We start from the raw sequence: 12637 nt of genomic DNA, 5'->3' as shown, positions 1-12637 counted from the left end.
AGGCAAGATATTATATTTTTTTTACTTTCCTGCCGCCTCTCCCTTATTAAGTGGTGTTATTTATGCATCGTGTAACTACTAATATAAACACCGATACTGACTCTTTCGCATGTCAAGGAGATGAGGTTTCTTTTTGCTATCGACAGTATGCCTTAGAAGATTATCTTGCGTTGCTGTTTTTTTGGGCGCTGTGCGCGGATGTTTTTATTCAGTTTTTTAGCCGTTATGTTATGGGCGGCTCACTGGGCTGGACTGAAGAATTGGCTCGCTATTTGCTGATTGCGTTAACATTCTTCGGTTCAGCCATGGCAGTACGGCGACACACGCATATTTACGTAGAATATTTCTTTCAATTTTTTTCCATTTCATCTCAAAAAATTATTCGTGATCTTATTGATGTAGGACGTTGCTTATTCTTTGGAGTATTAACCTACTCAGTCTTTCAAATGGCTACGCTTACTCAGTCGATGATGGCTTCTTTGGACTATCCGAAAAGTATAATTTATTATGTTGTCTTTGCTGGCTTATTGTTTACGACATTGCGTTCCTTGCAGATTGTTTGTTCCCGGTGGGCTAGTAACCCAGTCCGACCTCACTAGCTTAATTTACAATAATGATCCAGGTGGAGTCCTCACATGCGATATAAGCTATTAAACAATAAATCAAACTATTTATTGAGCGCGGTTTCTACAATCGCTCCCATACTTCCTATTGTGATTAGCATTTCACTGCTGATTACAGAACACTATCTTTTTTTCTTGTTTGCATCTTTGGCTACATTTTTGATTTTAGGTTTTCCAGTTGCTATATGTTTGGCTGGTTCTTCATTGCTATACATCCTATTCTCGGGTCAGGTGCCCAGTATCGTTGTAGCCCAACGAATGCTTGACGGGATTGACAGTTTTCCACTACTGGCGATACCTTTTTTTATTTTTGCTGGAAACTTGATGAACAGTGCGGGGATTACTAGTCGGATTTTTGACTTTGCAAAAGCAGCTATGGGTTGGACGCGAGGAGGGTTGGGACATGTTAATGTATGCGCCAGTGTAGTTTTCTCTGGCATGTCGGGTGCGGCGGTCGCAGATGCTGGAGGTCTTGGAGCGATTGAAATTCGCGCTATGAAAGATGCTGGTTATGATCCTTCTTTTGCAGTAGGTGTGACGGCTGCCTCATCTACAATTGGACCAATTATCCCACCTAGTTTGCCATTAGTTATTTATGGTGTCATGGCTTCGGCCTCTGTTGGTCAGCTATTTGTTGCCGGCTTGATTCCGGGTTTTTTAATGGCTGCCTCTCTTATGATTATGATTGCCTGGACGGCAAAGCGTAAGAGTTATCCAAGAGATTGTAATTTTTCTATATTTGTTCTCTGGTATACCTTCAGAAGAGCGTTTTTATCACTGCTGACTCCTGTGATAATAATTGGAGGAATATCAACGGGAATGTTTACTCCCACCGAGGCGGCTATTGCAGCTGTGGTTTATTCCGTAATCTTAGGTAGTGTGGTTTACCGTACTTTAAGCTGGCACCGTTTTCTTCGAGTCAGCATGGACACGATCGAGACCACTTCAGTTATCTTGCTAATCGTAGCCAGTGCAACTATTTTTGCGTGGATTCTAACCAGCAGTCAAATTAGTTTGTTATTTATTGATGTTTTATCCGATTTTACTGATAGCAAATGGGTAACACTTTTGATTATCACACTAATTCTATTTTTCGTCGGGTTTTTCATGGAAACTATTGCGGCTATTACTATACTAGTGCCTATCCTATTACCTGTAGCTGTAAGTTTTGGTGTTGACCCGATTCACTTTGGCATTATTATGGTGCTAAACCTAATGATCGGTTTATTAACCCCTCCCGTTGGCATGGTTTTGTATGTCCTTTCGCAAGTTTCCAACGTGTCATTCGAAAAGTGTGTTAAGGGTACAGCTCCTTTCTTAATCCCTTTGGTAATATCTTTACTGTTGGTTACTTTTGTCCCCGCTCTCTCTATGTGGCTCCCGACAGTTTTGTATCGCTAAGTTCCTTAGTAATTTAATCAGACTAGGATTTAGTTATGTCACTAAGTTACAGTTTTTTACTACGCTTGTGCGTCGGCAGCTACTGGCCAAGCCGTATTATTTTCAACTATGTGGTAATGCTAATAATAGTTTGTTGGCCGCACTTTTGCGGACCACCTCCCGGACTCACTCTAGGATGAGTCTATCTCATTTCGCATCTCTATTGATGAGCTCCCAAAATCTTACAGGCTGTGATGGTATTCCATATTCTTCACGCTTTGGATAAAGATAACTTGTTATGTTGGCCGCAAGATTGGTTTATAAATTTCTTAGATAGGTGTTTTTGATATGATAAATTCTGATTCTAGCTTCGTCGTGACTAATACTGTTAAGCAACTTTTGGATAACGGAAAATTGGCTGTTGGCATGGGAGTTAGACAAGGTCGTACAGCTGATACAGCCAGAGTTGCCAAGGCTTGTGGTTTTGATTGGTTGTTCATTGATATGGAGCATAACTCTATGGACATCGATAACGCAGTACAAATGTGCGTTTCAGCACTTGATACGGGTGTTACTCCCATTGTTCGCGTGCCTAGCCATCATCACTTCCACGCGACTCGTTTGTTAGATGGTGGGGCAATGGGAGTTATTTTCCCTCATGTCGATACTCCGGAACAGGCTCGTGAGGCTGTACTCAACTGTCGCTTTCCTCCGATAGGTAATCGTTCCATACCAGGAGGCCTGCCACAACTTGGTTTTGCATCATTGTCTCAAGCAGAAAGCTGTGATCTCTGTAATGAAAATTTATTAGTCGTAGTGATGCTAGAAACTGAGCAAGCTATAAATAATGCTGATGCAATTGCTGCAGTCGAGGGCGTGGACGTACTCCTTATTGGTAGTAGTGACCTGGCGGCATCCATGGGTATTCCTGGTGATTTTAATCATACGAAGATTGAAGCTGCCTATCTAACTGTCATTTCAGCTTGTCATAAATACAATAAGCATCCGGGCATGGGAGGTATTTATGAAAATCAACTCATGGAAAAGTATGTCACGCAAGGCGCGCGTTTCTTGTTAGGTGGGTCAGATCTTTCTTTTATCATTTCTGCGGGACGTGATCGTAAAAACTTCTTAGATGGCCTCACGTAAATAATATTTTTGAGATTTTTTATAACAGCGTGGATTTATTCGTTAATCTCCATTTTTTGTGTTTTGCCATATTTCTAATTAATAAACTATAGGTATGTATATGAAAGTGCTCGTCGCGGTCAAACGCGTCATCGACTACAACGTCAAGATCCGGGTCAAGCCCGACCACACCGACGTCGACCTCACCAACGTCAAGATGGCCATGAACCCCTTCTGCGAGATTGCCGTGGAAGAAGCGGTGCGGTTGAAGGAGAAGGGCGTGGCGACCGAGGTCGTCGCCGTGACCATCGGCCCCAAGGCCGCCCAGGAGCAGCTGCGCACCGCCCTGGCATTGGGCGCTGATCTGGCGATTCATGTCGAGACTGACGAAAAAGTCGAGTCGTTGGCCGTCGCCAAGCTGCTGGCCAAGGTGGTCGAGCAGGAGCAGCCCGGGCTGGTGATCCTCGGGAAGCAAGCCATCGACACCGACAACAACCAGACCGGTCAGATGCTCGCCGCGCTCGTCGGCCTGCCTCAGGGCACCTTTGCCTCCGAGCTCAAGGCCGATAACGACAAGCTGCAGGTCACCCGCGAGATCGACGGCGGCCTGCAGACCGTCGAACTCACGCTGCCCGCCATCGTCACTACCGACCTGCGCCTCAACGAGCCGCGCTACGCCAAGCTGCCCGACATCATGAAGGCAAAGAAGAAGCCGATGGCCGTCACCACCCCGGCCGAGCTCGGCGTCGCGGTGACCTCCCAGGTCAAAGTCCTCAAGGTCGAGCCCCCCGCCGAGCGCCAGGGCGGCATCAAGGTCGGCTCGGTGGATGAGCTCATCGAAAAACTCAAGAATGAAACCAAAGTGCTTTGAAAGGAGCGGATCTCATGAGCATTCTCGTCCTGGCCGACCATCACGACGGCCACCTGTCCGGCACCACCGCCCATGTGGTCGCCGCCGCCCAGCAGATCCAGCAGCACAGCGGCGGCGATATCGATCTGCTAGTCGCAGGCAATGACGTCGTCGCCGTCACCGAGGCCGCCGCCAGGCTCGACGGCGTCAGCCGTGTGCGCGTCGCCGACCACGCCGTCTACGCTTACCAGCTCGCCGAGCCGCTGGGCGCGCTGTTGGTTGAGCTAGCCGGCGACTATAGCCACCTGCTGGCCAGCGCCTCCACCACCGGCAAGAACGTCATGCCGCGCGTCGCCGCGCTCAAGGGCGTCTCGCAGCTCTCCGAAATCCTCGCGGTCGACACGGCCGATACCTTCAAGCGCCCGATCTACGCCGGCAACGCCATCGCCACCGTGCAGAGCGCCGATGCCTTCAAGGTGGTCACCGTGCGCAGCACCGGCTTCGACGCGGTAGGTGAAAGCAGCAGCGCCGCGATCGAAAGCGTTGATATCGTTGTCAACAACAGCCAGTCCATCTTTGTCAACGAGGAACTGGCCCAGTCCGACCGCCCCGAGCTGGGTGGCGCCAAGGTGGTGATCTCCGGCGGGCGTGGCATGGGCAACGGCGAGAACTTCAAGCTGCTCGAGGGCATCGCCGACAAGCTCGGTGCGGCCATCGGCGCCTCGCGGGCCGCGGTCGATGCCGGCTTCGTGCCCAACGACATGCAGGTCGGTCAGACCGGCAAGATCGTCGCCCCGGAGCTCTACATCGCCGTGGGCATCAGCGGGGCCATCCAGCACTTGGCGGGCATGAAGGACTCCAAGGTGATCGTCGCCATCAACAAGGACGAGGAGGCGCCGATCTTTCAAGTAGCCGATTACGGTCTGGTGGGCGATCTGTTCGAGGTCTTGCCGGAGCTTGAAAAAAAGTTCTAATTCTTCTCTGGCGTTACGGTCATTCCTGCCTTTTGTCGACGGGCCACGATAGATTTTGTCCCGTCTACTTTTTATTTCTCTGGAGCTTGATAATGACTGCAAAAACCGAACGCGAGTCCATGGATTTCGATGTGATGATCGTGGGTGCCGGACCCTCCGGACCCTCGGCGGCGTGTCGGTTGATGCAACAAGCAAATGGTGCTGGGCAGGAACTGACGGTATGCGTATTGGAAAAAGTCTCAGAAGTCGACGTGCATATCCTACCCGGCGCGGTCTTCGTGCCCCCCGCATTGCAGGAATTGTTTCCCGACTGGGCCGACCGTGGCGCGCCGCTCACTGCACCGGCTATCCGCGACGAGCTTTACCTGCTCAAAGATGCCGAGAAGGCCCTGCCGAAGATGACTTTCCCCGGCGGACTGCTGATCGGCTGTGACGTCGGCACGCTCAATTTTGCCAAGATCAAGGGCCTGCGTACTGCTATGAAGTCGGGCCTGGTAGCAGCCGAGACAGTTTTTGGGGCCATCGCAGACGGCGACGAAGGTGGCCGGGAATTGACCGCCTTCACCTTCACTTGGGAGGCGAGTTGGGCCCATGCCGAGCTCAAGGAAACTGCCAGCTTCGGCCCGATGATCCACAAGTACGGCTCCCTGGGTGGTGGCGCCTACAATCTTCTCGACCAGCTGCTCGGCGGCAAGCTGCCCGATGTTCATGACACTACACCGGATCATGCCACGCTCAAGCCGGCCAGCGAGTGCAACAAGATCGAGTACCCCAGACCGGACGGCAAGCTCTCCTTCGACAAGCCCTCCTCGGTCTTCCTGTCCAAAACCAACCATGATGAGGATCAGCCGTGCCAACTCAGGCTCGCTGATCCGCGAGAACCTGTCGCTGTACGATGAGTCCCCGCAGCGCTAGTGCCCGACGGGCGTCTATGAAATCGTCGAGGATGATGCCGGAACCCCCAGATTCCTGATCAACTTCCAGAATTGCGAGCACTGCAATACATGCGACATCTAGGACCCGTCTCAGAACATCACCTGGGCAGCCCCGGAAGGCGGCGGGGAACCCAACTACCCAAATATGTGACGAATATTGCCAGGCAACAACCGTTTCCACTCATCCAAGGGAGCTATATGACGGCATCATCGGTACTACTCACCCCAGGCCTAAGAACCTTCTCCTTCCAAGAAGAGGTGTTGGTAGAGACTAGCCCCCGTGCGTCACATGGTGTAACGCCGGCTCAGATCAATCTGGCCAGTTTAATGGCTAGGGGCATAGTGCCTTGTCCCTCGTCGATCAAACTTGTGAATTTCGCCGCCAACCTTGTTGCTGTTGAGATTCGACTATCAGGTTCGGAGAAGTTTGAGATAGCCGACTTGGAGCGCGTTGAAAGGCAAGTTGTCCCTGAGATCGAACCGGCTTGGGATGTCTGACTTATCTAGAAATATCCTGAGCTAGCTTCGCTTGTGGTTTCCGCTTCGAACTTTGAAAACTTCCCTATTGACACTTTCAGGAGGAGGCCAGGCCACGATGCTGACTTTGGCCTCGTGGGATCCTAATGTTTATGAATACAACTGGTTGCTTACCGCTGCGCCGCACCAAGATCGTCGTCACCCTGGGCCCGTCCAGCGACCGGGAGGGAGTCCTGGAGGCGATGCTCGCCGCCGGCGTCGACGTGGTGCGCCTCAATTTCTCCCACGGCAGCCCCGATGATCACCGCCGCCGCCTCAAGCGGGTCCGGGAGATCGCCGGCCGACTGGGCCGTAGCGTCGCCGCCCTCGGTGACCTCCAGGGCCCCAAGATCCGCATCGCCCGCTTCAAGGAGAGCGCGGTGGAGCTTGAGGAGGGTCAGACTTTCATCCTCGACATGGGCCTGGCCAGCGACCAGGGCGACGCCAGTCGCGTCGGTTGCGACTACAAGTCCCTAGCCAACGACGTCGCTCCCGGCGACCGACTGCTTATCGATGATGGCCGCCTGGTGCTCGACGTCAACCGGGTCGCCGACCCCCTGATCCATACCAGCGTGGTGGTGGGCGGCACGCTTTCCAACAATAAGGGTATCAACAAGCAGGGCGGCGGCCTCTCGGCCCCGGCGCTCACCGACAAGGACAAGGCCGACCTCGAGACCGCCGTGGCGATCGGCGTCGACTTCCTGGCGATTTCCTTCCCGCGCAGCGCCGACGACATGCGTGAGGCCCGCGAACGGCTCGGCGAGACCGGCCGCGAGATCGGTCTGGTGGCCAAGCTCGAGCGCGCAGAAGCCGTGGCCGACGACGAAACGCTGGACGCCATCATCCAGGCCAGCGAGGCGGTGATGGTGGCCCGCGGCGATCTGGGCGTGGAGATCGGTGACGCCCAACTGATCGGCACCCAGAAGCGCATCATCAAGCAGGCCCGCACGCTGAACCGCGCGGTGATCACCGCCACTCAGATGATGGAGTCGATGATCGAATCCCCGCTGCCCACCCGCGCCGAGGTGTTCGACGTGGCCAACGCGGTGCTCGATGGCACCGATGCGGTGATGCTCTCCGCCGAGACCGCCGCCGGTGACTTCCCGGTGGAGACCGTCGAGGCCATGGACCGGGTCTGCCTGGGCGCCGAGCGCGAGCGGCGCATCCAGGAATCCGGCCACCGCATCCACGAGGGCTTCTCGCAGATCGACGAGACCATCGCCCTCTCCGCCATGTACGCTGCCAACCATCTCGCCGGGGTGGCCGCCATCGCCTGCATGACCGCCTCTGGCTATACGCCGCTGATCGCATCAAGGATCAGCTCAGGGCTGCCCATCGTCGGCTTGGCCCACAACCCGGTGGCCCAGCGGCGCATGGCGCTCTATCGCGGCGTGGTCTCGCTGCCCTTCGACACCAGCGAGATGAAGGTCGAGGAGCTCAACGACCGGACCCTGGCACTGCTGGTCAGGCAGGGCATCGCTAAGCCCGGCGACCACGTGATCCTTACCCGGGGCGACCACATGAACGCCCATGGCGGCACAAACACTCTGAAAGTTTTAGTTGTGCCGACTTCCATATGAACTGCTGAGGAAACAGATGAACGCTAATATTTTGATAAATGATGGCTTGGCACTCATGGCCTTAGGCATGGGCTTTGTTTTTGTTTTTCTTACGTTGCTAGTGGCCATCACGACGCTGATGTCCAAGGCAATCGGCCGCTTTTTTCCCGTGCCGGTCAGCGGCCCGCGCGATCCGGCCTCGCACCACGACGAGGCGCTCATGGCGGTCATTGCCGTCGCAGTGCATCGATATCGCCGTCGGCATCATCGCTGAGGGTCTCACCTCTCACATGACGTTTCATTACCTGCCTCACCGTGTGATGGCTCATCCATAACGACAAGGTCAACGCTTATGACTGACTCGACGCGCCCCTTGGGCATTACCGACGTGGTGCTGCGTGATGCCCACCAGTCACTATTTGCCACCCGCTTGCGGTTGGACGACATGTTGCCGATTGCCGAGACTCTCGACAAGGTCGGGTTCTGGTCGATCGAATCCTGGGGTGGGGCGACCTTCGATGCCTGCATCCGCTATCTAGGCGAGGACCCATGGGATCGCCTTCGTGCCCTGAAGGCGGCCATGCCCAATACACCCCAGCAGATGTTACTGCGCGGACAAAACCTGCTCGGCTACCGTCACTATGCCGACGACGTGGTGGACCGCTTCGTCGAGCGCGCAAAGACCAACGGCGTAGATGTCTTCCGCGTCTTCGATGCCATGAACGACCCGCGCACCCTCGAACGGGCCATTCAGGCGGTCAGAAATGTCGAAGGGCATGCCCAAGGCACGCTCTCCTATACGGTGAGCCCGGTGCATACCCTGGATGGCTGGGTGGCGCTCGGCAAGACCATCGCCGCGATGGGCGCCGACTCGCTGGCAATCAAGGACATGGCCGGCCTGCTCAAGCCCTACGACGCCTATGAGCTGGTCACCAAACTCAAGGCCGCCGTGGACATTCCGGTGCACTTGCATTGCCATGCCACCACCGGCCTGTCAACCGCCACCGCGCTCAAGGCCGCCGAGGCGGGCATCGACAACGTCGACACCGCCATCTCGTCGATGTCGATGACCTATGGCCATAGCCCTACCGAGTCGGTGGTCGCCATTCTCGCGGGCACCGAACGCGACACCGGGCTGGACCTCGAGCTGCTCGAGGAGATCGCCACCTACTTCCGTGAAGTGCGTAAGAAATACGCCGCCTTCGAAGGCTCGCTAAGGGGCATCGACTCACGGATTCTGATCGCCCAGGTGCCGGGTGGCATGCTCACCAACATGGAAGGCCAGCTCAAGGAGCAGGGCGCCGGTGACAAGCTCGACGACGTCCTCCAGGAAATTCCCAAGGTACGCGAAGATCTGGGTTTCATTCCGCTGGTCACCCCGACCTCACAGATCGTCGGTACCCAAGCGGTGATGAACGTGATGATAGGCGAGCGCTACCAGTCGATCTCCAAGGAAGTCCAGGCGCTGCTCAAGGGCGAATACGGCGCCGCACCCGCCGCGTTCAACGAAGACTTGCAGGCTCGCGTGCTGGAAGGCGGCGAGCCGATCACCTGCCGCCCGGCGGACAACCTTAGCCCCGAGATGGAGAAGCTCGCCACCGAGCTCAAGGAAAAGGCCAAGGCCGAAGACATCCGCCTGGCCGACGGCGAGCGTGAGATCGATGATGTGCTGACCTACGCGCTCTTCCCGCAGATCGGCCTGAAGTTCCTCAAGTACCGTGATAACCCCGAGGCCTTCGAGCCGGCGCCCCAAGCTCCTGGGAACCAAACCCCTGGGAAAGAGACCCCCGGCCCCAGCGCCGGCTCGCAGGGCGAGGCCGGGGCCCCGGCGGCCCAGGGCGCGGCCCCGGACAGTCCCGAGACCTACACCGTGACCGTCAACGGCAAGCAGTACGTGGTCGAGGTCGCCGAAGGCGGCGAGATCGGTGCCGTCGCCGAGCAGGGCGGAGAGGCTCCCACGACCCCGGCGCAGGGCGAGTCATCGGGCGAGACCATCACCGCGCCCTTGGCGGGCAATATCTTCAAGATCAACGTCAAGCCCGGCGACAGCGTTGAGGAGGGCGATGTGGTGATCATCCTCGAGGCCATGAAGATGGAAACCGAGGTCAGGGCGTCGAGTGCCGGCACCGTCTCTGCCATCCAGGTCACCGAAGGCGACAGCGTCGCCGTCGGTGACCCGCTGGTCGTACTCTAGGAGCGTCGTATGGAGAACCTATTGACCCTCTGGTACGGCTCGGGTCTCTACAACCTGAGCCTGGGGCAGGCCGTGATGATCGTGGTGGGGCTTGGGCTGCTGTACCTGGCCATCGCCAAGAAGTTCGAGCCGCTGCTGCTGGTGCCGATCGGTTTCGGCGGGATATTGTCCAACATCCCTGAGGCGGGACTGGCGATTTCGGCGGCCGAACAGGCCGCTCATCTGGCACGCCCCGTCCTGCTCGAGCAGATGGCCGCGGCACTGGGGGTCGCCCTCGACCCCGCCAGCGGTGTCGAAGCGTGGCGTGTAACGCTGGCGGAGGTGCTGCACGGCGATATCTCCCCGGCCCTGGTGCGTGCCGCCAACGATGTGGCCATGGAGTCGGGCTTCGCCCACGGAATGCTCTACCAGTTCTACAATGTGGCCATCGCCTCGGGCATCGCGCCGCTGGTGATCTTCATGGGCGTGGGCGCGATGACCGACTTCGGTCCGCTGCTGGCCAATCCGCGCACCCTGTTCCTGGGCGCAGCGGCGCAGTTCGGCATCTTTGCGACGCTACTCGGCGCCGTGGGCATGTCGGCGATGGGCTGGATGGACTTCTCGCTCAACCAGGCCGCCGCCATCGGCATCATCGGCGGCGCAGACGGCCCCACCTCGATCTACGTGGCGAGCATCCTCGCCCCCGAGCTGCTGGGCGCTATTGCCGTTGCTTCCTACTCCTACATGGCGCTGGTGCCGCTGATCCAGCCGCCGATCATGAAGGCGTTGACCTCGCAGCGCGAGCGTGAGATCACCATGACGCAGCTGAGGCCGGTCGCCAAGCTGGAGAAGATCGTCTTCCCGATCCTGATCCTGCTGCTGGTGGCCATGCTGCTGCCCGACGCCGCGCCGCTGCTGGGAATGTTCTGCTTCGGCAACCTGATGCGCGAATGCGGTGTCGTGGAACGGCTCTCGGACACCGCCCAGAACGCCCTGATCAACATCGTGACCATCTTCCTCGGGCTGTCGGTGGGCTCCAAGCTGATGGCCGACCGCTTCCTGGCTGTGGAGACGCTGGGCATCCTCGGCCTGGGCATGGTGGCGTTCGCCATCGGCACGGCCTGTGGCGTCTTGATGGCTAAGCTGATGAATACCGTTAGCCGCATGCCGATCAACCCACTGATCGGCGCGGCAGGGGTGTCGGCGGTGCCGATGGCGGCAAGGGTGGCCAACAAGGTTGGGCTGGAGTCCAACCCCCACAACTTCCTGCTGATGCATGCCATGGGCCCCAACGTCGCCGGGGTGATCGGCTCGGCGGTGGCCGCGGGGGTGATGATCAAGTACTTGGGGTGAGAAAGGGTTCATCGGACACGCAGTCATTCGAGTCTCATAGGTGTTGGGTTCCGAGTGGTTGATTAACCGGGCCTGATCCGCGGCCCATTCTCGAGGTCAACTTCCTCAGGTTGATGTTGATCTCTCAATGGGACTTGACCACTTTCTTAACCAGGCCCGGGTCACTGACGCTCAGCTTGCTGGTGCTGGCGTATCCAATATGGAACCAGTGGTGTCGACGCAAAAGCAGCGTCCAGCTCCGTTTCCCGCTGATTTCTTTGAAGGTCAGGCACTCCTGTCCCTGACCGAGGGAGACATGAACGATGACGACAAAATCAACTCAAGTCTTGACCCCACGCCAGCTGATTGCGGCGGAAGGTGTATTCCTTCCAAGGGAACTGCTGGCTCGTGTGAGGGAGCGCTTCCTTCACGTTGATGACCGTCCCTTCAGCGGCAAGCGGATCTTTTTCGAGAATGCGGGTGGCTCGCTGATGCTCGAGTCGGTGGTAATGCGTGGTGCCGAGGTCGCCGGTATCCCTGACAACGAGCACCGGGATAATCTGGCCTCTCACGCCGTGTCGCGCATCGTTTCTGCCGGGCTCGACGACTTGTCCACCTTCTTCGGCGCCAGCGATGGGGTCATCTTCGGCGGCGAGACCGGCACTGAGTGCCTGATCCGCGCAGCGGGGCTCGACGCCGAGGCGGGAGGTAGCATCATTGCCAGCTCGGTCGAGCATCCTGCGACCTATGATGCTACTGCCCAATGGGCGACCCCCACCGACCGCGACTGGATCGAGGTTCCTTTCGATGTCGATGCAGGTCGAGTGACGGCGGCGCACTAAGCGCCCTGCGTGCGTCCTGATACCCGTATCGCTACCATCCTTCATACCAGCCCGCTCACCGGTATGCGCATGGACGTCGCCGAGATCGCGCGCACTATCCGCGCTGTGTCCCCTGAGTGCATGATTATCGTCGACGGCATTCAGCACGCGCCGCACGGTTTCCTGGCCGTCGCTGACTACGACGTAGACGCCTATATCATCTCGCCTTACAAGGCGTACTGCCGTTTCCTGGGAGTTGGGTAGCCGCGACTCGCGGGATCAGCGTGATGGTCGGCTATCTATTCTGGTTGGGAGGTCACTTCACCAAGGCGCCGTCACGTCGCGC

At 57.0% G+C, this 12637-nt stretch carries 11 protein-coding genes and 1 pseudogene; all 12 read left to right on the top strand.

The window, feature by feature from the left end:
• Nucleotides 1–62 precede the first annotated feature (62 nt).
• Entirely contained in the window at nucleotides 63–599 is a 537-nt protein-coding gene (locus ACXUPB_RS21675) for a TRAP transporter small permease (protein WP_472954690.1), read from the top strand.
• Nucleotides 600–635: 36 nt separating this feature from the next.
• The gene (locus ACXUPB_RS21670) at nucleotides 636–2024 is read left to right on the top strand and encodes a TRAP transporter large permease (protein ID WP_472954688.1); all 1389 of its coding nucleotides are present in this window, start codon (nucleotides 636–638) and stop codon (nucleotides 2022–2024) included.
• 327 nt (nucleotides 2025–2351) lie between these two features.
• On the top strand, nucleotides 2352–3152 hold the full coding sequence (locus ACXUPB_RS21665; RefSeq protein WP_472954687.1) for an HpcH/HpaI aldolase family protein: 801 nt from the start codon (nucleotides 2352–2354) through the stop codon (nucleotides 3150–3152).
• Between the two features lie 100 nt (nucleotides 3153–3252).
• Complete coding sequence (locus tag ACXUPB_RS21660; RefSeq protein ID WP_472954686.1) at nucleotides 3253–4002, top strand: electron transfer flavoprotein subunit beta/FixA family protein; 750 nt, start codon at nucleotides 3253–3255, stop codon at nucleotides 4000–4002.
• A gap of 14 nt (nucleotides 4003–4016) precedes the next feature.
• Nucleotides 4017–4955 carry an electron transfer flavoprotein subunit alpha/FixB family protein gene (locus ACXUPB_RS21655; RefSeq protein ID WP_472954685.1) on the top strand — a complete coding sequence of 313 codons (939 nt, stop codon included), beginning with the start codon at nucleotides 4017–4019 and terminating at the stop codon, nucleotides 4953–4955.
• A gap of 386 nt (nucleotides 4956–5341) precedes the next feature.
• A pseudogene (locus ACXUPB_RS21650) lies at nucleotides 5342–6041 on the top strand (electron transfer flavoprotein-ubiquinone oxidoreductase); the annotation flags it as partial.
• Nucleotides 6042–6519: 478 nt separating this feature from the next.
• Nucleotides 6520–7986, top strand: coding sequence for a pyruvate kinase (gene pyk / locus ACXUPB_RS21645; protein ID WP_472956775.1), 1467 nt, complete (start codon nucleotides 6520–6522; stop codon nucleotides 7984–7986).
• 16 nt (nucleotides 7987–8002) lie between these two features.
• A complete protein-coding gene (locus ACXUPB_RS21640; protein WP_472954684.1) occupies nucleotides 8003–8239 on the top strand; it encodes an OadG family protein in 237 nt (78 codons plus the stop codon).
• A gap of 78 nt (nucleotides 8240–8317) precedes the next feature.
• Complete coding sequence (gene oadA, locus ACXUPB_RS21635; RefSeq protein ID WP_472954682.1) at nucleotides 8318–10159, top strand: sodium-extruding oxaloacetate decarboxylase subunit alpha; 1842 nt, start codon at nucleotides 8318–8320, stop codon at nucleotides 10157–10159.
• Nucleotides 10160–10168: 9 nt separating this feature from the next.
• On the top strand, nucleotides 10169–11491 hold the full coding sequence (locus ACXUPB_RS21630) for a sodium ion-translocating decarboxylase subunit beta (protein ID WP_472954681.1): 1323 nt from the start codon (nucleotides 10169–10171) through the stop codon (nucleotides 11489–11491).
• Between the two features lie 302 nt (nucleotides 11492–11793).
• Nucleotides 11794–12312, top strand: coding sequence for a hypothetical protein (locus ACXUPB_RS21625; RefSeq protein WP_472954679.1), 519 nt, complete (start codon nucleotides 11794–11796; stop codon nucleotides 12310–12312).
• Between the two features lie 9 nt (nucleotides 12313–12321).
• Nucleotides 12322–12555 (top strand): aminotransferase class V-fold PLP-dependent enzyme, encoded by a 234-nt coding sequence (locus ACXUPB_RS21620; protein ID WP_472954677.1) that lies wholly within the window; start codon nucleotides 12322–12324, stop codon nucleotides 12553–12555.
• Nucleotides 12556–12637 lie beyond the last annotated feature (82 nt).

Source organism: Vreelandella sp. DA03-1M (assembly GCF_055725665.1).
This window is presented reverse-complemented; position numbering and strand designations above follow the sequence as displayed.